General features: G+C 57.1%; 25 protein-coding genes and 1 pseudogene. 19 read left to right on the top strand and 7 right to left on the bottom strand.

Annotated elements, in window-relative coordinates:
* Positions 1–73: 73 nt before the first annotated feature.
* The gene (locus LC354_RS05425; protein WP_223421835.1) at positions 74–778 is read left to right on the top strand and encodes a sulfotransferase-like domain-containing protein; all 705 of its coding nucleotides are present in this window, start codon (positions 74–76) and stop codon (positions 776–778) included.
* On the opposite strand, the gene LC354_RS05420 is transcribed toward LC354_RS05425, so the two are convergent.
* Complete coding sequence (locus tag LC354_RS05420; RefSeq protein WP_223421834.1) at positions 771–1,988, bottom strand: argininosuccinate synthase; 1,218 nt, start codon at positions 1,986–1,988, stop codon at positions 771–773. The genes LC354_RS05425 and LC354_RS05420 overlap by 8 nt on opposite strands.
* A gap of 115 nt (positions 1,989–2,103) precedes the next feature.
* On the opposite strand from LC354_RS05420, the gene ilvA reads away from it, so the two are divergent.
* Entirely contained in the window at positions 2,104–3,330 is a 1,227-nt protein-coding gene (gene ilvA / locus LC354_RS05415) for a threonine ammonia-lyase IlvA (RefSeq protein WP_223421833.1), read from the top strand.
* Here ilvA and LC354_RS05410 read toward each other — a convergent pair whose 3' ends face one another.
* On the bottom strand, positions 3,331–3,663 hold the full coding sequence (locus tag LC354_RS05410) for an Hpt domain-containing protein (protein WP_223421832.1): 333 nt from the start codon (positions 3,661–3,663) through the stop codon (positions 3,331–3,333).
* 150 nt (positions 3,664–3,813) lie between these two features.
* Between LC354_RS05410 and LC354_RS05405 the strand changes: the two genes are divergently transcribed.
* Positions 3,814–5,088: a PP2C family protein-serine/threonine phosphatase gene (locus LC354_RS05405; RefSeq protein WP_223421831.1), complete on the top strand. Its 1,275-nt coding sequence runs from the start codon at positions 3,814–3,816 to the stop codon at positions 5,086–5,088.
* Here LC354_RS05405 and LC354_RS05400 read toward each other — a convergent pair.
* Positions 5,085–5,522 carry an NUDIX hydrolase gene (locus LC354_RS05400; RefSeq protein ID WP_223421830.1) on the bottom strand — a complete coding sequence of 146 codons (438 nt, stop codon included), beginning with the start codon at positions 5,520–5,522 and terminating at the stop codon, positions 5,085–5,087. The genes LC354_RS05405 and LC354_RS05400 overlap by 4 nt on opposite strands.
* A gap of 79 nt (positions 5,523–5,601) precedes the next feature.
* Between LC354_RS05400 and hslO the strand changes: the two genes are divergently transcribed.
* The 9 genes from hslO to LC354_RS05355 all read left to right on the top strand — a co-directional run bounded on the left by hslO (position 5,602) and on the right by LC354_RS05355 (position 15,662).
* Positions 5,602–6,588, top strand: coding sequence for an Hsp33 family molecular chaperone HslO (gene hslO, locus LC354_RS05395; RefSeq protein ID WP_223421829.1), 987 nt, complete (start codon positions 5,602–5,604; stop codon positions 6,586–6,588).
* On the top strand, positions 6,581–7,180 hold the full coding sequence (locus LC354_RS05390; RefSeq protein ID WP_223421828.1) for a CoA pyrophosphatase: 600 nt from the start codon (positions 6,581–6,583) through the stop codon (positions 7,178–7,180). Before hslO ends, LC354_RS05390 begins: the two co-directional genes overlap by 8 nt.
* The gene (locus tag LC354_RS05385) at positions 7,153–8,325 is read left to right on the top strand and encodes a CCA tRNA nucleotidyltransferase (protein ID WP_223421827.1); all 1,173 of its coding nucleotides are present in this window, start codon (positions 7,153–7,155) and stop codon (positions 8,323–8,325) included. Before LC354_RS05390 ends, LC354_RS05385 begins: the two co-directional genes overlap by 28 nt.
* A gap of 167 nt (positions 8,326–8,492) precedes the next feature.
* Positions 8,493–10,331 carry an ABC transporter ATP-binding protein gene (locus tag LC354_RS05380; protein WP_223421826.1) on the top strand — a complete coding sequence of 613 codons (1,839 nt, stop codon included), beginning with the start codon at positions 8,493–8,495 and terminating at the stop codon, positions 10,329–10,331.
* The gene (locus LC354_RS05375; protein WP_223421825.1) at positions 10,328–12,160 is read left to right on the top strand and encodes an ABC transporter ATP-binding protein; all 1,833 of its coding nucleotides are present in this window, start codon (positions 10,328–10,330) and stop codon (positions 12,158–12,160) included. The genes LC354_RS05380 and LC354_RS05375 overlap by 4 nt, the downstream gene beginning before the upstream one ends.
* A 39-nt stretch (positions 12,161–12,199) precedes the next feature.
* Entirely contained in the window at positions 12,200–13,429 is a 1,230-nt protein-coding gene (locus tag LC354_RS05370) for a class I SAM-dependent RNA methyltransferase (RefSeq protein WP_223421824.1), read from the top strand.
* 12 nt (positions 13,430–13,441) lie between these two features.
* Complete coding sequence (locus LC354_RS05365) at positions 13,442–14,218, top strand: ion transporter (RefSeq protein ID WP_223421823.1); 777 nt, start codon at positions 13,442–13,444, stop codon at positions 14,216–14,218.
* Positions 14,219–14,368: 150 nt separating this feature from the next.
* A complete protein-coding gene (locus LC354_RS05360; RefSeq protein WP_223421822.1) occupies positions 14,369–14,929 on the top strand; it encodes a hypothetical protein in 561 nt (186 codons plus the stop codon).
* Between the two features lie 232 nt (positions 14,930–15,161).
* The gene (locus LC354_RS05355) at positions 15,162–15,662 is read left to right on the top strand and encodes a L,D-transpeptidase family protein (RefSeq protein ID WP_223421821.1); all 501 of its coding nucleotides are present in this window, start codon (positions 15,162–15,164) and stop codon (positions 15,660–15,662) included.
* A gap of 4 nt (positions 15,663–15,666) precedes the next feature.
* On the opposite strand, the gene LC354_RS05350 is transcribed toward LC354_RS05355, so the two are convergent.
* The gene (locus tag LC354_RS05350) at positions 15,667–16,281 is read right to left on the bottom strand and encodes a CAP domain-containing protein (RefSeq protein ID WP_317849270.1); all 615 of its coding nucleotides are present in this window, start codon (positions 16,279–16,281) and stop codon (positions 15,667–15,669) included.
* Between the two features lie 169 nt (positions 16,282–16,450).
* On the opposite strand from LC354_RS05350, the gene LC354_RS05345 reads away from it, so the two are divergent.
* Together LC354_RS05345 and LC354_RS05340 are read left to right on the top strand one after the other, a co-directional pair.
* Positions 16,451–17,044: a L,D-transpeptidase gene (locus tag LC354_RS05345; RefSeq protein WP_223421820.1), complete on the top strand. Its 594-nt coding sequence runs from the start codon at positions 16,451–16,453 to the stop codon at positions 17,042–17,044.
* A gap of 139 nt (positions 17,045–17,183) precedes the next feature.
* Positions 17,184–17,363, top strand: coding sequence for a hypothetical protein (locus tag LC354_RS05340; RefSeq protein WP_223421819.1), 180 nt, complete (start codon positions 17,184–17,186; stop codon positions 17,361–17,363).
* Positions 17,364–17,423: 60 nt separating this feature from the next.
* Here LC354_RS05340 and hemH read toward each other — a convergent pair whose 3' ends face one another.
* The gene (gene hemH, locus LC354_RS05335) at positions 17,424–18,485 is read right to left on the bottom strand and encodes a ferrochelatase (RefSeq protein ID WP_223421818.1); all 1,062 of its coding nucleotides are present in this window, start codon (positions 18,483–18,485) and stop codon (positions 17,424–17,426) included.
* Positions 18,486–18,540: 55 nt separating this feature from the next.
* Entirely contained in the window at positions 18,541–19,359 is an 819-nt protein-coding gene (locus tag LC354_RS05330) for a methyltransferase domain-containing protein (RefSeq protein WP_223421817.1), read from the bottom strand.
* Positions 19,360–19,380: 21 nt separating this feature from the next.
* Between LC354_RS05330 and LC354_RS27875 the strand changes: the two are divergent.
* From LC354_RS27875 to LC354_RS05310, 5 genes and pseudogenes are all read left to right on the top strand, one after another.
* Positions 19,381–19,569: pseudogene (locus LC354_RS27875) on the top strand (double zinc ribbon domain-containing protein); the annotation flags it as partial.
* 9 nt (positions 19,570–19,578) lie between these two features.
* Positions 19,579–20,106: a ComF family protein gene (locus LC354_RS05325; RefSeq protein WP_317849271.1), complete on the top strand. Its 528-nt coding sequence runs from the start codon at positions 19,579–19,581 to the stop codon at positions 20,104–20,106.
* A 40-nt stretch (positions 20,107–20,146) separates the two neighbouring features.
* A complete protein-coding gene (gene grxC, locus LC354_RS05320) occupies positions 20,147–20,404 on the top strand; it encodes a glutaredoxin 3 (RefSeq protein ID WP_223421815.1) in 258 nt (85 codons plus the stop codon).
* Positions 20,404–21,234, top strand: coding sequence for a carbon-nitrogen hydrolase family protein (locus tag LC354_RS05315; protein WP_223421814.1), 831 nt, complete (start codon positions 20,404–20,406; stop codon positions 21,232–21,234). The genes grxC and LC354_RS05315 overlap by 1 nt, the downstream gene beginning before the upstream one ends.
* A gap of 6 nt (positions 21,235–21,240) precedes the next feature.
* The gene (locus LC354_RS05310) at positions 21,241–21,693 is read left to right on the top strand and encodes a MarR family winged helix-turn-helix transcriptional regulator (RefSeq protein WP_223421813.1); all 453 of its coding nucleotides are present in this window, start codon (positions 21,241–21,243) and stop codon (positions 21,691–21,693) included.
* Here the strand turns inward: LC354_RS05310 and ubiG are convergent.
* On the bottom strand, positions 21,668–22,426 hold the full coding sequence (gene ubiG / locus LC354_RS05305; RefSeq protein ID WP_223421812.1) for a bifunctional 2-polyprenyl-6-hydroxyphenol methylase/3-demethylubiquinol 3-O-methyltransferase UbiG: 759 nt from the start codon (positions 22,424–22,426) through the stop codon (positions 21,668–21,670). The two genes, LC354_RS05310 and ubiG, sit on opposite strands and share 26 nt — an antisense overlap.
* Positions 22,427–22,461: the final 35 nt, after the last annotated feature.

The following is a 22,461-nucleotide window of genomic DNA, read 5'->3' as shown; positions in this document are numbered from 1 at the left end:
TCACAGCACTGCGAGGTCGCGCGTCCGTGAATTTCCGTTTACGAATGTCATCTGCGCGCTTAGCGTCGGCGCCATGACAAAACGTATCGCAATGTGGTCTGGACCACGCAATCTATCGACAGCTATGATGTACAGCTTTGGCGCACGCAGCGATTGCCGCGTCGTGGACGAGCCGTTTTATGCGGCCTATCTGACGGCGACGGGACTGGACCACCCGATGAGAGATGACATCCTCGGGTCCCAGGACACCATTTACGACAATGTGGTGAAATCGCTGGATTCCCCTGTATCAGAGCCTGTTTTTTATCAAAAACACATGACACATCACATGTTGCCGGACTGGCCAATCGACTGGACCCGGCACATGACAAACGTATTTCTGATCCGACACCCGGCGCGCGTCATCGCAAGCTATGCCAAAAAACGCGAAGGGCCGACGCTGGAGGATATCGGCTTTGTTCAGCAGGCCCGGATATTTGACATGGTGGATGCGCCGATTGTCATAGACTCGGCCGATATCAGGCGTGATCCCGCCGGAATGTTACAAAAGCTCTGCGCCCGGATCGGCATAGACTGGGATGAGAAAATGCTGACCTGGCCGAAAGGTGGACATGCTGCGGACGGAATCTGGGCCGCGCATTGGTATGGCGCGGTCCATCGTTCCACGGGATTTGACGCGGCTGAAGGCCCTGTGCCAGAGTTGTCCGGCACCTATGCCCAGATCGTGAGTGCGGCGCTGCCTCATTACGAGGCGCTCGCCGCACATAAGATTACTTGAGGCGACGATCCCGCGCAGCCAGCAGCTTGAGCCGCAATGCGTTTAACTGGATAAATCCCGCTGCGTCTTTTTGATCGTACGCACCTGCATCGTCCTCGAATGTCACATGCGCCTCGGAATAGAGACTGTGCTCGGACCAGCGGCCAACCGTGCGGGCCAGACCTTTGTACAGTTTCAGACGGACTGTTCCGGTCACGTGTTTCTGGCTGTGATCGATCAGGGCTTGTAGCATTTCGCGCTCGGGCGAGAACCAGAAACCGTTATAGATCAGTTCCGCATAGCGGGGCATCATCTCGTCCTTGAGGTGCGCAGCACCACGATCAAGCGTGATCTGCTCGATGCCACGATGCGCCTCAAGCAAGATGGTGCCGCCTGGCGTCTCGTAAATGCCACGCGATTTCATGCCCACGAACCGACCTTCGACCAAGTCAAGACGACCAATCCCGTGCTTGCCGCCAAGCTCGTTCAGCTTGGTCAGAATGGTGGCAGGTGACATCATTTCGCCATTGATAGAGACTGCATCGCCCCGCTCGAACCCAACCTCGATATATTCCGGTTCGTTCGGTGCATCTTCTGGCGCGACCGTGCGCTGATAGACGTAATCGGGCGCGTCGACGGCCGGATCTTCGAGCACTTTGCCTTCGGACGACGTATGCAACAGGTTTGCATCGACGCTGAACGGTGCCTCGCCGCGCTTGTCCTTGGCGATCGGAATCTGGTTTTTTTCCGCAAAGTCGATCAGCTTGGTCCGGCTGGTCAGATCCCATTCACGCCAAGGCGCAATGAGCTTGATGTCAGGGTTCAGGGCATAGGCGGCCAGTTCGAACCGAACCTGGTCGTTGCCTTTGCCCGTGGCACCATGGGCGACTGCATCGGCACCTTCGATGGCGGCGATTTCGACCAGACGTTTGGAAATCAAGGGCCGGGCAATCGACGTTCCCAACAGGTACAATCCCTCATACAGCGCATTGGCCCGAAACATCGGGAACACGAAATCGCGCACGAACTCTTCGCGAACGTCTTCGATATAGATCGACGATGCGCCCATCATTTCTGCCTTGGCGCGGGCGGGTTCTAGTTCTTCGCCTTGACCGAGGTCGGCGGTGAACGTCACAACCTCGCAACCATATTCGGTTTGTAGCCATTTGAGGATGATCGAGGTGTCGAGGCCACCAGAATAGGCCAGCACAACTTTTTTGGGCGCGCTCATCTTGTATTTTCCTTTGACGATTTGGCTGCCGATATCGTTTTTGTTGCACAGGGGCAAGATTGACCGAAACCTGCGGCCCAGTTAGGTCGGGTAAATTGCAGAAAAGGGCCACGATATGAGCTTTCAGGATGATGCGCGCGCAGGCACGCAGGCAATGCGTGACGTTTTTCCGCCGACGCCCCTTATGCGGAACGATTTGCTGTCGGAGCGTTATGACGCGGATATCTGGCTCAAGCGTGAAGATCTGAGCCCGGTTCGATCTTATAAACTGCGCGGCGCCTTCAACGCGATGCGCAAAGTGTCAGAACCGGGCGCGATCTTTGTCTGTGCCAGCGCGGGGAATCATGCCCAGGGCGTTGCCTATATGTGCCGTCATTTTGGCGTGCATGGGGTGATTTTCATGCCAGTCACGACGCCCCAGCAAAAAATCATGAAGACCAAGATGTTTGGAGGTGCGGATGTCGAGGTCCGTCTGACCGGTGACTATTTCGACGATACGCTTGCGTCGGCCCAGTCCTACTGCGCCGATGTCGGCGCGCACTTCCTCTCGCCCTTTGATGATGAGGATGTGATTGAAGGGCAGGCTTCAGTTGCCGTCGAGATTGAAGACCAATTGGGACGTATCCCGGACCGTATCATCCTGCCCGTCGGCGGGGGTGGTCTTTCTGCCGGCACGCGCAGTTATTTCGGAGACAAGACGGCCTATACCTTTGCCGAACCCAGCGGTGCGACCTCGCTCGGTGAAGCCGTAAGGGCGGGCAAGCCGGTCGATGTGTCGCCGATCAATACCTTTGTGGACGGGGCGGCCGTTGCCAAAATCGGCCAGCGTACCTTTGCCCGCCTGTCTACGGTGGATCCGGCGGATGTATTGTCCATTTCCGAAGATCGTATCTGCACGACAATCATCGAATTGTTGAATGTGGAAGGCATCGTTCTGGAACCGGCAGGTGCTTTGTCTATCGAAGCGCTGGCGGACGTTAAGGATCAGATCAAGGGCAAAACCGTTGTATGCATCGCATCCGGCGGCAACTTTGATTTTGAGCGTTTGCCCGAGGTCAAGGAGCGGGCGCAGCGATATTCGGGTGTGAAAAAATACTTCATTCTCCGCCTGCCACAGCGTCCCGGTGCACTGAAGGATTTCCTGAACATTCTTGGGCCGGATGATGACATCGCGCGGTTTGAGTATCTGAAGAAGTCTGCCCGAAACTTTGGGTCGGTCTTGATTGGTATCGAAACAACGCATCCCGATAATTTCGCGCGTTTCTTTAGCGAATTGGATGCTGCCGGGTTCACTTACACGGATATCACGGATGACGAAATGCTGGTGCAGTTTGTGATTTGATCACGCTGCCAGACCGCTGGACAATCCTGCCATGAATACGGACTTTGATTGTTCGTAGCACTCCAGAATTGCAGCGACGTCAACGCAGGAGCCATCTCCTGCGGCGGCCTTTGTTTCGCCTTCGCCGCACATCGTCGAGAAGGCTTCAAAGCCGAGGCTCACGGCGCTGCCTTTGAGAAAATGCATGCGATCTTCGAGTTTGGCGATGTCGGGTTGCGCGCGCAACTGGTCCGTGACTTCCTCAACCTCCTCGAGAAACATTGGCACCACTTCGTCAAAATCTTCGGCCCCTATTTCTTCACGCAGCGTGTTCACGCGTTGCCAGTCAATCATTGCATTGCTCCGGTCTTTTGACGGTGAGTAGCAGCGGTTTGGTTTAAATTTCGTAATCGCTAAAGGTTTAGTAGTTCCAATTTTGTGTTTCACACGCCGTTAAATTTGTTTGCGTAGGTCGGACGGAAGCATTTTCGGAATATCCTTTTTATGAAGAAACCAACCAAAGCCTTTGACGATGTCGCGGCATCTTTTGAAACCGATGTTCCCCATCGGATTCTGATCGTTGACGACAGTCGGTTGCAACGACGGATCCTGTCAAGTTCTGTAAAACGCTGGGGTTTCGACGTGTACGAGGCTGCGTCTGGCGAGGAAGCGCTGGAGATTTGCCAGACTGTCGCTCCGGATCTGGTTTTGAGTGATTGGATGATGCCAGGTATGAATGGCCTGGAGTTCTGCGATGCCTTTCGCAAGAAAACAACCGATCGCTATGGCTATTTTATCCTTCTGACGTCCAAGAGCGAAAAGAACGAGGTCGCGATGGGCCTTGAGGCGGGCGCTGATGATTTTCTCACCAAACCTGTCGACTCGCATGAGCTGCGCGCTCGAATCGCCGCAGGTGAGCGCATTTTGCTCATGCAGCGTGAACTTACCGAAAAGAACCGCCTGATTACTGATACGCTGGATGAATTGCAGCGGCTGTATGATTCGCTGGACAGCGACCTGCTCGAAGCCAAGAAGCTGCAGCAATCTCTGATCCGCGAACGGCACAAGAGTTTCGAAACCGGCGACGTGACCTTGATGCTGCGATCCAGCGGGCATGTCGGCGGTGATCTGGTGGGTTTCTTCCCCGCAGGCGAAGGGCATTTGGGTCTCTATGCGCTCGATGTGTCCGGCCATGGCATCAGCTCTGCCTTGATGACCGCACGGTTGGCGGGATATTTGTCAGCCTCCGCCCCGGACCAGAACGTCGCGCTCGCCCGTGGCGCAGATGGCACGTACAGTTTTCTGCCGCCCGAGCAGGTCATTGAAACGCTCAACAACCTGGTTCTGGATGAGATGGAGACCGAGCATTACTTTACGTTGTTGCTGGCAGATGTGAGCCTGGAAACGGGGCATGTGCGGATGGCGCAGGCAGGACATCCGCACCCGGCGGTTCAGCGTGCCGATGGGCGGATTGAACAGGATGGTCCCGGCGGGTTTCCGGTAGGTCTGATTTCGGGCATCGAGTTTACGCAATTCGAAACGCAGTTGTATCCCGGTGACAGGTTACTGCTGTTATCCGACGGCGTAACGGAATGCCCCGCGGAAGACGGCAAAATGCTGGAAGAAGAAGGGCTTGCCACTTTTATGGCAAGCCTCGCCGATATCAAGGGCCCTGCATTCTTCGAGGCTATGATGTGGCATTTGTCTGAGTTCGCGGGCGGTAAACCCTTTCCTGACGACGTGTCTGGAATCCTGTTTGAATATCGAGGGCCGCCCTAGCTGGCGAATTGGGCAACAAACATTCGGTCACCGTCATTGTACAAGGCTTGCGTCGCACTGTCCGGTGGCATCCACACGACTTCATGGCCGGGTTCCGTCGGGTCGGACAGGCGCAGGGCGGGCCATGCGATATAGATATGGCACAGCTTTTCAGCCCATAGATCGTATTCAGGCATAAAGGTAAAACGCCGGAACGTGCCCAGCTTGCGGGGCCGGGAAATACACCATCCGGTTTCTTCGAACACTTCGCGGTGCAGCGCGCGCAAGGGGCTTTCGCCCGGGTCGATGCCGCCGCCGGGTAATTGAATTTCCGGGTCAGGACAGGTCTGACGCGTCAAAAGCAACCGACCACCCCGAGGCAAGACAGCATATGCGCCGGGGCGCATTGTATACTTTTGGTTCGCGACCGGGGCTCGACCGATACGTCGGATCATGCACCACCTCTTTCAGTTTTTGGCATCGGTCCTATATAGAAGCGCGATATGCCAAGCACTGGCGCTGAAGGAAACCCCAATGACACTTGGTTCGCAGCTCGCGTGGGACGATACAGTCCTGCCTTTCCAACTTGACGCTTCCGATATTCGCGGACGCGTGGCGCGTCTGGACGGCGTGCTGGACGGTATTTTGAAACAACATGACTATCCGCCGCAAGTCGAAGCGCTGGTGGCGGAGATGGCATTGCTGACGGCGATGATCGGCCAGACGATCAAGTTGCGCTGGAAGCTCTCACTGCAAGTGCAGTCCAAAGGGGCGGTGCGGATGATCGCAACGGATTATTACGGCCCAGAGAAAGCAGGCGATATCGCCCGTGTCAGAGCCTACGCGACCTATGATGCGGACCGTTTGACCGATGGTGCCCCCTTTGATCAGGTCGGCGAAGGCTATTTTGCAATCATGATCGATCAAGGTAAGGGCATGACACCGTATCAGGGCATAACGCCGCTTGCCGGTGGATCATTGTCCAATTGTGCCGAGGCGTATTTCGCGCAATCCGAACAGCTGCCGACGCGGTTTCAGCTAAGCTTTGGCAAGTCGACGGAACCGGGTGTGAGCGAGCATTGGCGTGCGGGCGGAGTTATGCTTCAGCATATGCCAAAGGCGTCCCCGCTGATGGCCTCCGGCGAAGGAACCGGCGATGTCTTGTCGGCGAATGACTTGTTGGACGGTGATGCATCCGAAAACTGGGACCGCGTGAATATCCTGCTGGATACGGTCGAAGATCTTGAGTTGATTGGCCCGCAACTTGCTCCGAGCGATCTGTTGGTTCGGCTGTTTCACCAGGAAACGCCCCGCGTTTTCGACACGCAGGCTGTGCGCTTTGGTTGTACCTGCTCCGAGGATCGTGTGCGGCAAAGCCTGTCCATATATTCGGCCAAGGACATCGCAACCATGACCACGGACGCAGGCCGCGTGACGGCGGATTGTCAGTTCTGTGGCGCGCATTACGATCTGGACCCGAAAACGGTCGGCTTTGAGGCGGAAACAGCATCCGGTGAATGATCTGCTCGCCTTGACCCGGGCCGCCCTTGCTCAAAGCGGCGCAGCGTCGTCCGATTTTGATCTGAACAAGGATGTGGTTCTGCCGCCGGATCGCAAATTGCGCCCGGCGGCTGTTCTCGCCCCGATCATCGAGAGCGCGCGGGGCTTCGACCTGATTTTGACCAAACGGTCATCGGCGCTCAAACACCATCCGGGTCAGATCGCCTTTCCGGGGGGAAAACAGGACGACACCGATGCGGACCTGATCGAAACCGCACTGCGCGAAGCCGAGGAAGAAATCGGCTTGCCGCGTCAGCATACGCAGGTTCTTGGCACCTTTGCGTCGCATGAAACCGTAACCGGGTTTTCCGTCACCCCGGTTGTGGCGCTGGTGACGCAGGAGTTCGAAGCCCGCGCCGAAATCGGTGAAGTGGCAGAAGTGTTTCGTGTGCCGCTCGCGCACGTTCTGGATGCTGATCAGTACGTGATCGAATCGCGTCGGTGGCGGGGCCAGCGCAGATCCTATTACGTGGTGCCATATGGCCCCTATTACATCTGGGGCGCGACCGCGCGTATACTTCGTGCATGGACAGAACAGATACCTTCAAATTAAGCGCTGAAACTGCGTTTCTCGCCGACCCGGCGGGTCAGGACCTCTGCGCGGTGCTGGAGCGGGCGGGGCATCAAGCGTTTTTTGTCGGGGGCTGTGTGCGCAATGCTGTTATGGGTCTGGCCGCGTCGGATATTGATGTCTCGACAAGTGCGACGCCCCAGACTGTCATGGAAGTCGCGAAATCAGCAGGACTGCGTGTGGTGCCAACGGGTATTGATCACGGGACGGTGACTGTTGTGGTCCGGGGTTCGTCGTTCGAGGTCACAACATTTCGCCGGGACGTAGCCACTGATGGCAGGCGCGCGGTTGTGGCATTTTCGAATGACATCGCCGAAGACGCGGTGCGCCGGGATTTCACGATGAACGCGCTTTATGCGGATCGCCACGGGGTCGTGCATGATCCTCTGGGTGGTCTGCCGGACGCTCTTGGGCGTCGCGTGCGGTTCATTCAGGACCCGGAGCAACGTATTCGGGAAGATTACCTGCGGATCCTGCGGTTTTTTCGGTTCAGCGCGTTTTATGCGGATCTGACCCAAGGTTGGGCCCCGGATGCATTGGCGGCGATCACATCCAATCTGGACGGTTTAGAGACGCTTTCGGCCGAACGCATCGGTGCTGAAATGTTGAAACTTCTGTCTGCACCGGATCCTGCGCCCGCCCTGGCCGTGATGGAGCGGATTGGCGTGCTCCAGCGCGTTTTGCCCGGCGCGACAACCACAGTCTTTGGCCCCATAGTTCATCTGGAAGCAAGTATCGGAGCAGCCCCCGATCCGATTGTCCGATTGGCAGCACTTGGGGGGCAGGATGCGGCCGAACGCCTTCGATTGTCCCGCCAGCAGCAAAAGACTCTGAAGGCGATTCAAGAAAACAGTACGTCTGTTATGGGTCCGAAAGCGCTGGGCTATATGTCTGGCATTGCCGCAGCCCTCGGAGCGATGTCGTTACGCGCGGCGATGGCGGCGCAACCACTGCCGGAGGACACATTGGGTTTGATCGCAGAGGGATCACGCGCCGTGTGTCCTGTATCCGCGCGGGATTTTCCGGATCTGAAGGGCCCTGAACTGGGGCAACGTTTGAAGGCGCTCAAAGCGTCCTGGCTCGCATCCGAACTCACAAAATCAAAAGAAGACCTTCTGGGGGCGTGACTTTGCCTGAATTCGCGGGTAAGGCAGGGGCACAGCTAGGAGGGTTGCAACATGTTTCGCGGGATCTGGTACGACATCTGAAATTGTCGTTTTTCGTCCCTTTGTGACGATCAGGCGGTCTGCCTGAGGTCACGCACGTGTTGCATTATAGCTAAACGGTCTTTCCAATGTTCAAGTTTTTCGAGTCGCTCGTCGACCCCTACACGCCCTATACCGAAACGGACGAGCCGCCCACAAAACTGTGGCCGTTCCTGCGCTCCTATTCGGAACCTTTCATCGGTGTCTTTGTCCTGGCGGCGATCATGTCCATCGTCGTGGCGGCGATTGAGGTCGGCCTTATCTATTACATGGGCCGCATCGTCGACCTGATGGGGGAATCGCCCGCAGAATTCTGGGCGGCGCACGGCACAGAGGTCATTGTCGTTGCCCTATTGGTTTTGATCGCGCGTCCGTTGCTCCAGATGCTGGACGTTCTGCTGCTCAACAATACGATTTTGCCGAACTTCGGTACTTTGATCCGGTGGCGGGCCCATAAACATGTCTTGCGCCAATCGGTTGGCTGGTTCGAAAACGATTTCGCAGGCCGCATCGCAAATCGTATCATGCAGACGCCACCCGCTGCCGGTGAGGTTGTGTTTCAGGTCTTTGATGCGATTTCGTTCTCGCTCGCCTATCTGGTTGGGGCTGCCGTTTTGCTCAGTGTGGCAGACCCGCGTTTGCTTTTGCCGATGGTGATCTGGTTCGTGCTTTACGGGTGTCTGATCGCATGGACGGTCAAGCGTGTGGGCCCTGCATCAAAGGCAGCTTCGGATGCGCGGTCGACCGTGACGGGGCGCGTCGTGGATGCCTATTCAAACATCCATTCTGTCAAGATGTTCGCGCATCATGATCTTGAACTGAATTACGCAAAAGAAGCCATCGACCGCACCCGCGATACCTTCATGGCCGAGATGCGGCTCTATACGATCATGGATGTGGTGCTTGTTGCCTTGAACGGTTTCCTGATTGTTGGCGTTGTTGGCTGGGCGCTTGTGCTTTGGACGCAAGGCGCGGCCAGCGTTGGTGTGGTTGCTGCGGCGACGGCTTTGACACTGCGCCTGAATGCAATGACAGGCTGGATCATGTGGGCTCTGACCACGTTTTTCCGCGAGTTGGGCGTTGTCGCCGAAGGGATGGAGACAATTGCCCAGCCGATTAAACTGATTGATGCACCCAAGGCCCAACCGCTGAAGCTGGACCAAGGTGCGTTGTCCTTGCATGCGCTCACCCATCACTATGGCCGCGAAAGCGGCGGTCTGAACGCAATCAATGCTGTCATTCAGCCTGGCGAAAAGGTCGGTCTGATCGGGCGGTCCGGAGCGGGTAAATCGACGTTGGTCAAACTGCTCTTGCGGTTTTACGACCCTGAGTCCGGTCGTATTGAAATCGACGGACAAGACATCACCAAGGTGACCCAGGACAGCCTTCGCCTGAACATAGGCATGGTACAGCAGGACAGTTCGTTGCTGCACCGATCCGTGCGCGACAATATCCTTTATGGCCGCCCCGAGGCCACCGAGGCAGAGATGATCGAAGCCGCCAAACAGGCGCAGGCCCATGACTTCATCCTCGACCTTGTCGATCCGGATGGACGCACGGGATATGACGTGCATGTCGGAGAACGGGGCGTCAAGCTGTCTGGCGGCCAGCGTCAGCGGGTCACGCTGGCGCGGGTTATTCTTAAGAATGCGCCGATCCTCGTGCTGGATGAAGCCACCAGCGCGCTCGACAGCGAGGTCGAAGCGGCGATTCAGGATACGCTCTATCGTATGATGGAGGGCAAGACCGTGATTGCGATTGCACACCGTTTGTCCACCATCGCCGAAATGGATCGCATCCTTGTGCTGGATGGCGGTAAAATCGTTGAAGACGGCACCCATGACGCGCTTTTGCAAAACAGAGGCCTATATGCTGAATTCTGGGATCGGCAATCTGGCGGATTCCTGAAGACAGAGGCTGCTGAGTGAATATCGCGAACTGGATAGATGCGTTTCGACATGCCGAAGGTCCGCCGCCGCAAACACTGTGGGCCTTCATGCGCTGGTGTTTGTCGGGGGCTTGGCCCGCGCTGTGGCTTGCCGGGTTGTTTTCCGCGGCTGCCGGAGCATTGGAGGCAGGGACCGCGCTGATCCTCGGCATGGTCATTGATTCGACAGTCTCCCTTGGCCCGGATGGGTTTTTTGCCATCGAGAATGTCGGTCTGATCATTGGTGCCGTGGCATTTTTCCTGATTGCCCGGCCACTCCTCTTTGGCCTGTCCTCGGCGTCGAACTCGATCATCGTGATGCCAAACGTGAACCCGTTGGTTTTGTCGCGTCTGAACCGCTGGACGCTTGGTCAGGCGGTCACGTTTTTTGACGACGATTTCGCGGGGCGTATTGCCCAAAAACAGATGCAGGCATCGCGGGCTGTCACGGATGTGGTGTCCGAGTTCATCAACGTCGTTGCCTTTGCGCTGGCGTCGCTCGTGGGATCGATCATTCTGCTTTTGGCGATTGATTGGCGGGTGGCGATTGGGTTTGCTGTCTGGCTGTTTGCGTATTTCATGCTGATCCGCTGGTTTTTGCCGCGCATCCGCAAGCGGTCTGCCTCGCGGGCTGCGGCGCGGGCCATGGTGTCCGGTCAGGTTGTGGACACGATCACAAATATCAAGACGGTCAAGCTGTTTGCACATGACGATCACGAGGATCGCGCAGCGCTGGGCGCGATGGAGGTCTTTCGTTCGACCGCCGTCAGTTTTGGTGTCTTGTCGGCGTATTTCCGGTTCGCCCTTATGACTCTGGCGGGCTTGCTGCCTGTGCTTTTGCTTGGCGGCACCATCTTCATATGGCAAGCGGGCCAAGCCTCACCCGGTGATATCGTGGCCTCCGGTGCGATTGCGATCCGGATCGCGCAAATGACCGGATGGGTCAGTTTCACGCTGATGGCCATTTACGCAAATGTTGGCGAAATCGAAGACGGGATGCGCACCCTGACCCCCCGAACCCGGCTGGAGGATGCAGGCCATGCGGAGCCGCTTGCGCGCGTCCGGGGCGAGATCACGTTTGATAATCTGGGTTTCAGCTATGGTCGCCGGACCGGTGGCATCAACAAGGTTTCCTTACGGATCGCTGCGGGTGAAAAGATCGGTATTGTTGGCGCATCGGGGGCTGGTAAATCCACGCTCGTGAATCTGCTTTTGCGCCTTTATGCGCCGGAACAGGGTCGTATCCTGATTGATGATGCAGATATTGCGTCGATAACACAGGAAAGCCTTCGGCGCGCGATCGGAATGGTCACACAGGAAACTGCGATGTTCAATCGCTCGGCGCGCGAGAACATTCTGTATGGTCGCCCGGATGCGACGGAGGATGAAATGATCGCCGCCGCCCGCAAGGCCGAGGCCGAAGAATTCATCCTGAACATGCAGGATCACAAGGGTCGCACGGGCTTTGACGCTCATCTCGGGGAACGGGGGGTGAAACTGTCCGGCGGGCAACGCCAGCGTATCGCTCTGGCCCGCGCGATCCTCAAGGATGCTCCGATTCTGGTTTTGGACGAGGCCACCAGTGCCCTCGACAGCGAGGTCGAAGCGTCGATCCAGACAGCGCTCATCCGGGTGATGGAGGGCAAGACCGTGCTGGCCATTGCCCACCGGCTGTCAACGTTGACGGAAATGGACCGGATCATCGTTATGGATTCGGGTCGAATCGCCGAGCAAGGCACCCATGATGCGTTGCTGGCCCAAGGCGGGCTCTATGCCAAATACTGGCGACGGCAGTCCGGCGGATTTATCAGTACAAAAGCCGCCGAATAGGACTGTCGCCAAGGTGCGCGGCCTTGTAAGTCCATCGCTATGACAACAGTGATAATTGAACGGCTGGGCCAACAGGGCGACGGCGTCGCCCCCGGCCCGATCTATGTGCCCATGGCTTTGCCCGGCGAAGAGGTCAGCGGAACGCTGATTGGTAACATGCTTTCTGACATCCGGATTGAACGGCCGTCGGATCAGCGTGTTTCAGCCCCATGCCCGCACTTTCGCTCCTGTGGCGGGTGCCAGTTGCAACATGCCGACGCCGCGTTCGTTGCGGATTTCAAACGGGGAATTGTCGTCACTGCTCTGGACGTGCAGGGTGTCGCAACGCAGGTGCGTCCGACGATCACATCGCCGGACAAGTCACGTCGGCGGGCCAGTTTTGCCGCTCGCCGCACCAAAAAGGGCGCGCTGGTCGGATTTCACGGGCGCAGGTCCGATGCGATTGTGCCTGTCCCGTCCTGCATTCTCGTGACGCCTGCATTGATCGCCGCTCAACCCCTGGCCGAAGCCTTGGCCATGACCGGTGCCAGTCGCAAAGCGGAATTGAGCGTCATGGTCACGAGCAGCATGGATGGGCTCGACGTTGCCGTGTCCGGAGGCAAACCGCTGGATGGTCCGCTTCGGATTGCGCTGGCCGCGCTGTGTGAAACACACAGGCTGGCCCGTCTGACATGGGACGACGAGTTGATCGGCATGCGCCATCCGCCGATGCAACCGATGGGCAAGGCGCGCGTCACGCCGCCTCCGGGGTCGTTTTTGCAGGCGACGGAACATGGGCAGCGGGTTCTCACGGATCTGGTGACCGAGATCGTTGGAGATGCAAAAACCGTCGCCGACCTTTTTGCGGGATGCGGAACGTTTGCCTTGCCACTTGCCGAACATGCAGAGGTTCATGCCTATGAAGGCGCGTCCAGCATGGTTCAGGCGCTGGATGGCGGATGGCGTCAGGCCCAGGGGCTGAAGCGGGTGACCTCAGAAACGCGAGACCTTTTTCAACGTCCATTGATGCCGGATGAACTTGCCCGCTTTGATGCGGTCGTCATTGATCCGCCGCGCGCAGGTGCTATCGCACAAATCGCCGAGCTGGCGCAGGCCCGCGTTCCACGCATCGCCCACGTGTCCTGTAATCCGCAAACCTTTGCGCGCGATGCGAAAACGTTAAGCGATGCGGGTTATATTCTGGACTGGGTGCAGCCGTTGGACCAATTCCGGTGGTCTGCCCATGTTGAACTTGTCGGCGCGTTCCGGCTTTCCCATATCTCCGCCTGAAGGAGTACTTTGATGTCCGTTCGCACCAAACTTGCCGCTTTTTTGGAAAGCTCGAATACCACCAGATTTATCATGGCGGTGATTATCCTGAACGCGATCACGCTGGGGATGGAGACATCCCCTGAGCTGATGAACTTGGCGGGGCCGCTGATCATCATGATCGATCGGATTTGTCTTACGATTTTTGTGATCGAGATTCTGGCCAAGCTTGTAGCCTATCGCTTCAACTTCTTCCGCAACGGGTGGAACCTGTTCGATTTTGTGATCGTTGGCGTCGCTCTCGTACCAGGATCAGGGGGGCTGTCGGTGCTGCGGGCGCTGCGTATCTTGCGGGTTCTGCGGATTATTTCGGTCGCCCCAAGTCTGCGCCGTGTGGTTGAGGGATTCGTGACGGCCTTGCCCGGAATGGGCAGTGTCTTTCTGCTGATGGCGTTGATCTTTTACATCGGAGCCGTGATGGCAACAAAGCTCTTCGCCAGCTCTTTTCCAGTGTGGTTCGGCAATCTGGGCCTGAGCGCCTATTCCCTGTTTCAGATCATGACGCTTGAATCGTGGTCGATGGGCATCGTGCGACCCGTGATGGAGATTTATCCCTATGCCTGGATGTTCTTTGTGCCGTTCATCATGGTCACGACATTCGCCGTCGTGAACCTTTTGGTGGGTCTTATCGTAAATTCGATGCAGGACGCGCATGCAGAGGAATCCAATGCAGCCACGGACAGCTACCGGGATGAAGTTCTCCACCGCCTTGAGGCCATTGAAGCCCGGTTGTCGGAGAAAAATCGATAGAGGACAGGCGGGAAGACGCGGCCGCTGTCCCTATATTTGACCAAAGAAAAATCTGTGCCGCAGGCCAATTGACCCTATTCAATCCTGTTCCCGGACCCTACGAACGACTGGTGGGGTCAGAGTGGGTCCAAAAGCTGTGGTAGAAAATTGATGACGAAGTTTTTCACATCACTCATTTTTGTGATGGCAGCCCTGCTCATCGGTGGCTGTACGGCGGGCCCGCCCCCAACGCAGGGCGGAGTCGATGAACTGGCGCTGGAGATTCAGCGGCTTGGGCCAAGGGTAGACCCTGAAGAAGCCGAACGTGCGGCCCGCATCGCCTTTGACTACCCGCTTCAGCTGGCCAAAGAATATCAGATCACGGACCCGCCCATCGTTCACAACGCGAAGATCTATCAGGGATATCGCGAACGCGGCCTGTGCAATCACTGGACCGAAGACATGAACACGCGTTTGAAACAGGAGAATTTCAAGACGCTGACGATTCATTGGGCTATCTCACCCCCGACAGAGCTCCGAATTATCCACCATTCGGTCATTATCAGTCAGGTCGGAGATTCGATTTATGAAGGGATCATTCTTGATCCCTGGCGCTTTGGCGGTCCGCTGTTCTGGGCAAGAACGGGCGATGACACACGCTACGATTGGCGGCCCCGGTTGGAAGTCCGCGAAGAGTTGCTGACCGCCCGGCAGCTTCCGAACGGGCAGTAACACAGCGATCCTTTCGGGGGGCGGCGGCGCGAGAGCGGTAGCCAAAGGGCTGACCGCTTAGCCAAGGCATCGCAAGTCCCGGTCGTGCGTTTGCAATCCCATTGGGTTGTTGTCATGAAGCGCCACTGCGCGGCTCAATGACGTCCGGACTAAAAAATTTCTATACGGGATTTACGAAAAAGTGGTACTGTTTCGCAAAGAATAAAAAAGACGATGGCAAGGCAGTGATTCAATGAAACGTAGACAGGTAATAGTGGGTGCGGCGGCGGCGTTCAGTCTTGCTGGCTGTGCACAGAAGAGCAAGTTCAAGACCTACAAGGGACCCGAAGTGACCTATCTCGTGGTCAACAAGGAAGCCCGGCAGATGTTCTTGCTTCACCAGAACAAAGTCCTCAAAGGCTACAAGATCGATCTCGGCTTTGCTCCGGTTGGGGACAAGTTTTACGAAGGCGACGGCAAAACGCCCGAAGGGTATTATACGATCAATCGGCGCAACCCGGATAGCAAGTTCCACTTGTCGTTGGGAATCTCGTATCCCAATGCGCAGGACAGGGCAGAGGCAAGAGCGCTTGGAAAAAGCCCTGGCGGCGACATTTTTATTCACGGTAAATCCAAACCCCGCAGAAGAGGTGCGGAGGATTGGACATGGGGCTGCATCGCCTTGCCGGACGACCATATGGAAGATGTCTACGCGATGGTGCGTACCGGAACGCCGATCAAAATCAATCCCTGACCGATCAGGTATTCGGCGCAGCAGACGCTGGTAAGTCTGGAGTTGGGTTGTCGACGCTGCTTGGCACAAGGCGCGTCGCCGACGGATTTGCACTTGGAATCATCGGCGCACGGGTCGGGTCGCCCAAGACCAGCGTCCACCAAATTTTGCCATTGGGTTCCTGATACCAGGAAAAACCCATATCACGCGCTTCGGGCGCAAGAATCGTTCGGCGTGTATCCGGTTGCGTCATCCAGGCTCCGAGCGTTTCCAACTCGCCTTCGTAGGATTCCGAGATGGTTTCGCCCACAAGAGTTCCCGAATAACCGACGCGCGCCAGCCGATCGATCGGGGATGATCCATCAGACCCAAAGTGCCAAGGCCGGTTTTGAACGGACATGTCCCGCGAATGAGTCGCCGCGGCGGCGTTCAACTGTGCATTCAGTTCCACGGGCGCAACGCCTTCAGCGGAGCGCAGTGCGTTGACCGAATCGAGCATCCGGAATTGCAGCTTTGCGGTGTCTCCAGATCGGATCCGGTATATGGATTGTTGCCGCCCATCTGATCCAATGGTTGAAGTTGGCGGCGCGCAGGCGGCCAGGGTCAACGTCGCAAAGATGAGAGCATATATATAGCGCATGATACTGGAATCGCCGTAATTGTTAGATCGCCTCGTTAACCTCTCGCGCCTTGCATTACAAACGCACAAAGACGTGACAGGGTTTGATGACGTCTCTTTGATTTGCGACTGAGGCTTTCAAGCAATATATAGAGTATTAAAGAAAGAAATCACCTTGGAGAGACATCAGATGTCCAAAAAGTTCATTAGTACGCCCAACCGCCGTACATTCCTGGTCGGAACAGCGGCCATGCTCAGCACGCCTGCAATTGCGCAGGACATTCCGGCCGGTCAGGCCGAGCGTGATCCGACCATCTCCGTCCGACGGAATATTTCGAGCTTCCGCTCGTTGTCGTGGGAGCCGTATTTTGACAACCTGCGCCGCGGCGCCATCCTTGTCGATATCGACAGCCGCGCTGTGCATTACTGGAGCGAGGATCAGTCCGTCTACAAACTCTATCCGTCCAGCGTGCCGTTGACGGACGACCTGACGCGTCGTGGGCGGACAAGTGTAACGCAAAAGGTGGATGGGCCAAGCTGGCGTCCGACGCCCTCGATGCTCAAGCGTAACCCTGAATGGCCAAGCTATATCGGTCCGGGCCCCGAGAATCCGCTGGGATCGCACGCGCTATACCTGAGCTGGACCTATTACCGGATCCACGGAACGCATGATACGCGCAAGATTGGCCGAAAATCGTCGAATGGTTGTATCGGCTTGTATAATGAGCATATTGCCGAGTTGTTCGGAATGGCAAACGTCGGAACCCAAGTGTTGCTTATTTGACGACATTCGATCGGAACGGCATCTAACCCTATGAAACATGGTTTGCATTGACCCCCCTTTGATGTTTACACAAGTTCCACGAGGTAAGTCTTGGGTGCGTGTGGCATTTTCTGTCCACGTGCATATTTTGGAGGTTAACATGAAAAAACTCGTTCTCGCCGCTGCTCTGACCGCTGCTGCTTCGACCGCATTCGCCGGCGCTCCTGCCGAGCCAATCATCGAAGCACCTGTGATCGTAGAAGAAACGCAAAGCTCTTCCGCAGGCATCATCGTTCCGCTGATCCTGTTGGCGATTGTTGGCGTTGCTGTTGCATCGTAACTGCGAAAGCTACCAATGAAAAAGGCGGTGCATTTTGTACCGCCTTTTTTTATGTGCTGATCAATCCAGCCATCCTTTGAGGTTTTCCTCAATGACGGTGCTCAGAGCTTCGATATGGGGCGCGTCATCGTTGAGGCAGGGAATGTAGGTAAAGTGCTCGCCGCCTGCTTCTTCAAAGCTCTCCTTGATCTCTTCGTTGATCTCTTCGAGCGTTTCGATGCAATCAGCCGAGAACGCGGGCGCGCAGACGGCGATGTTCTTTTTGCCCTGTTCCGCAAGACGCGCGACTTCTTCAACGGTGTAGGGCTGCAACCATTCTTCCGGTCCGAATTTGGACTGGAACGTGGTCTTGATCTCCGTATCCACCCAGCCCAGCCGTTCTTTCAACAGGCGCGTCGTTTTTTGGCATTGGCAGTGATATGGGTCACCCTCCATCAGATAGCGTTTGGGCACACCGTGATAGCTGCAAACCAGGATATCCGGGCGCGTTTCAAGCTTCTCATATGCCCGCTCGATGGATTGCGCCAAGGCTTCGATATATTTGGGATGGCTGTAGTAGGGTTCGACCGTGCGTGTGGTCGGCTGCCATTTTTCTGCCATGAGTGCGCGAAAAAACTGGTCATTCGCCGTTGCTGAGGTGGCCCCGGCATAATGCGGATACAGCGGGAAGAAGAGGATCTTCTGACATCCGGCCTCTGCCATGGCCCGCACTTTTGACGTTGTCGACGGGTTGCCATAGCGCATGCAAAAATCCACCATGACCTGATCGCCATAGCGTTTGTGCATTGTTTCCTTGATCTTGGCGGTCTGGGCCTTGGTGATCGTCATCAGGGGGCTTTCACCATCTTCATGGTTCCAGATCGACTTATAGGCGGCTCCGGACGAAAACGGCCGTTTCGTCAAAATGATCAGTTGCAGGAGCGGTTGCCAGATCCACGGGCTGTAATCGATGACCCGACGGTCGGACAGAAACTCGTTCAGGTAACGCCGCATGGACCAATAATCGTAGTTGTCGGGCGTACCCAGATTGGCCAGAAGGATGCCCACGCGTGCTGGTGGGATCGCCGGATGATCCTCTGCCGCGTGTTCGGGTCGCGTCGCGATCTTGCTGGTATCAAGCATATTGGGCCGTTTCATGTTACGTAATAGGCGTCAGATAAACGGTTTTGCCTTCAGGTCAATCGGACAGCGACGTTTCGTCCGTTCCGAGAGCGTCAGAAAGCCTTGTTTGCGCAGAACCAGGACGCAGAGGTTTTTGCTGGCTGTCGGCTGGCGCCCATCCTGTCAAAACGATCATTTCGAACGTCGCTTTGATGCCCGCCTGATCGGCCGGGTAGTTTTGCAAATAAAGGTCGGCGGCCAGATCCAGAACCGCACGTCGGGTCGGGTGCCTCAGTCGCGCGGTCATTGCGTTGGCTTCTCCCATAGCGCGCAAATCCCGCATCAGGTGCCAGGCCGATTTGTAAATGACTTCGAACGGGACGGTATCGGCCACCGGCAGCGCAAAACCCGCCCGTTGCAATAGCGCGCCAAGGTCTCGAACTTCCGCCATCGGGGCCACGCGAGGCGACAAACCACCCGTTACGGCGCTTTCGGCCTGTGCCAGACAAGACCGCAATTCGTGCAGAGTTTGCCCGCCCAGCGCAACCGCCAGCAGCAGGCCGTCCGGCTGTAGCGCCCTGCGGCACTGGATCAGTTGCCCGACCAGATCGTTGGCCCAGTGCAGACCGAGGCTGTGGATCACCAAATCGTGTTGGCCCACGCCCAGAGGCAAGGTCTCAACTTCAGGAATCACAACGGTGTCAGCGATTCGATCTGCCCAGATCGTCGGAAAAGCGGTAACGATCGCAGGGGATCGAAAGGGTTTGTTAACCATATTCACGCGATCATCGACTTCGTCGCGTGCGGCTTGTTGCAGGAACAGGGCCTGCGGGTCAGCGCGCTGACGGTTCCGCGCGAGGGCTTCTAGATCGGTGATCGGTTTCGGTTGGGTCATGGCGCGACTTCTAGGATCAATATGGGACTTTTACAAACAGCTCTGAAATCCATTTATCCGCCGCGCTGTTTGGGGTGCGGGGACTTGGTAGACAGTGATTTCGGGTTATGCGGTCCGTGCTGGGCCGATACGCAGTTCATCGGCGGTACGGCGTGCGATATGTGTGGAGTTCCATTGCCCGGGCAAATGGAAAATGGGCCGATCCACTGTGATTCTTGTTTGAAAACAAAAAGATCCTGGTCGCAGGGTCGCGCTGCGCTGATCTATGGCGGGATGGGTCGTAAACTGATCTTGCGGCTCAAACACGGTGACCGGCAGGAGATCGCGCACCCCGCCGCAGGGTGGATGCATCTGTCAACCAAGGACATACTGACCGAAAGTACGCTGATCGCCCCGGTGCCGCTGCATTGGATGCGGCTGGCCAAACGGCGGTACAATCAATCGGCGCTCATCGCCAAAAGTCTTGCGGATGTGTCGGGCCTCGACTGGTGTCCCGATCTGTTGCAGCGCTTCAGGTATACGCCATCCTTGGGCGGAAAAACACGGCAGGAGCGTGCCGAAATTCTGACAGGCACGATCAAGATCAACCCAAAGCGCCGCCACCGGATCATCGGCCGGTCCGTCTTGCTGATCGACGACGTCCTGACCACCGGGGCCACCCTTGAGGCATGTGCGCATGTTTGCCGTGCAGCGGGTGCGGGCGATGTGTGCGTATCTGTACTGGCACGGGCGGCCAAAGGCACCTAAGTGTAGCAGCCAAAGGATGCATGCCGAAAGGAGCACCATCATGACCACGGTAGAGATTTACACATCGCCACTGTGCGGCTTTTGCCACGCGGCGAAGCGCTTGCTGAACGAAAAGGGCATTTCCTTTTCCGAAGTCGACGTGCTGCGTGAACCCGCGCGCAAGGCGGAAATGATCGCGCGCGCAAACGGGGGCCGGACTGTTCCGCAGATTTTCATTGGCGGCACGCATGTGGGCGGCTGTGACGATCTTTATGCGCTTGAACGTTCGGGCAAGCTCGACAGCTTGCTTGCCGCGTAATGAAGGCGGCGATTCTACAACTCAACGTTTCTGACGACCCGGAAGCCAACCTGCCGCATACTCTCGGTCTTGTGCGACAGGCGGCGGATCAGGGTGCCACGTTCGTGTTGACGCCCGAGGTCACCAATTGCCTCAGCACCAGTCGCGCACATCAGAACGAGGTGTTGCGCCACGAAGAAGATGACCCGACGCTTGCCGCACTTTGTGACGTTGCGGCAGAATTGCACATTCACCTGCTCATCGGCTCTCTGGCGCTCAAGACGGATGATGCGGATGGGCGCTTTGCCAACCGGTCCTTTCTGATCGGCCCGGATGGCGAAATTCTAGCGCGCTATGACAAGATACATATGTTTGACGTTGCGATTTCGGAAACGGAAACCTGGGCGGAATCGGATGGCTACCGTCCGGGCTCACGGGCGGTTCTTGCGGAAACGCCGTTCGCGCCGATTGAGATGGCCGTGTGTTACGACATGCGCTTTCCCAGATTGGCGGACGCACTGGTGACGGCGGGGGCACAAATCCTGACTTATCCGGCAGCCTTTTCGCCGGAAACGGGTGCGGCCCATTGGCACAGCTTGCTGCGCGCCCGCGCGATCGAGGCTGGGGCGTGGGTTCTGGCCCCAGCCCAGACAGGGACGCATCCGGGTGGATCTCAAAAGAAACGGTCAACTTACGGGCACAGCCTGGCGGTCGATCCGTGGGGCGAGGTCGTGCTTGACGCAGGCACGGCGCCGGGGGTTTATATCTTTGATCTGGAACTGGAAAAGGTGGCCGAGGCCCGGCGTCGCGTCCCCTCGCGGGAGAATGCGCGCAAATTCGAGGGCCCTTAGAATTGCATGAGCACGGAAAAGAACACTCTGGCCATTTCGCTGTTTAGCGAGATTTTGGCGGCGGACCAGATGGTGCGCAACCGCCTGAGCCGGGTGTTGCCCAAGGGAATGGAAATCTCCCATTTTTCGGTGCTGAATCACCTCGCCTGGCACGAAGGGGAGCGCAGCCCCGCGCAATTGGCCGAAACATTCAATATTACCCGCGGGGCCATGACCAATACGCTCTCGCGGCTGGAATGGGCGGGTTATGTGCATATCCGGCCGGATTGGGACGATGCCCGTCGGAAAATGGTCGCCATCAGCCCGGCGGGTCGGCGCGCCCGCGAGCAGGCCCTGAGTTCCATTGCGCCGCTGGTATCGGATGTCATCGACCAGTTGGGCGAGGACAGCGTGCGCGCGACCCTCCCCATCTTGCGTCAACTGCGGATGCAGCTCAGCCCGAAGGCGAAGCCGGATTGAGGCTGGCCGTAACGTAGTTGACGCTCAGATCGCGATCAGACAGCTTCCAGCCCCACGTGAGCGGGTTGAAAACAAACCCTTGCCGATCCACCGGCTCCAGTCCGGCCTGCCGCATCAGATCAAAAAGCTCGTCCGGCGTGATGAATTTCGACCATTCATGTGTGCCCTTTGGCAGCCACCGCATGATGTGTTCGGCTCCCACAATCGCCATCATAAAGGACTTGGGGTTGCGGTTGATCGTGGAACAGATGTGCAAGCCACCGGGTTTCAGAAGTTGCCGACACGCCGTCAGATAGCCAAGCGGGTCGGCTACATGCTCGACGACCTCCATATTCAGCACTGCGTCGAATTGTTCTCCTGCGGCGGCCATATCTTCGGCCGTGGTGTGTCGGTAGTCGATAGTGAGGCCGGATTGTTCCGCATGCACCTGCGCCACGGGAATGTTGCGTTCGGCGGCATCCGCGCCGACCACATCCGCCCCAAGGCGCGCCATGGGCTCCGCCAGCAACCCGCCACCACATCCGATATCCAAAATGCGCAATCCGGAAAAAGGTGCGGCAGATTTCAGGTCGCGGTCGAATTCGGCGGCGATCTGGCTGGTGATGTAATCCAGCCGACAGGGGTTCAGCATGTGCAGAGGCTTGAATTTTCCGTTAGGATCCCACCATTCTGCGGCCATCGCTTCAAATTTTGCGATCTCCGAGGGATCGACGGTCGTTTGATGCGTTTGCATTTTCGTCTCCGTGTGCTCATGTGCGTTTAAGCCCT

The organism is Tateyamaria pelophila (assembly GCF_019966495.1).
In the GTDB taxonomy this organism is placed as follows: domain Bacteria; phylum Pseudomonadota; class Alphaproteobacteria; order Rhodobacterales; family Rhodobacteraceae; genus Tateyamaria; species Tateyamaria pelophila.
This window is presented reverse-complemented; position numbering and strand designations above follow the sequence as displayed.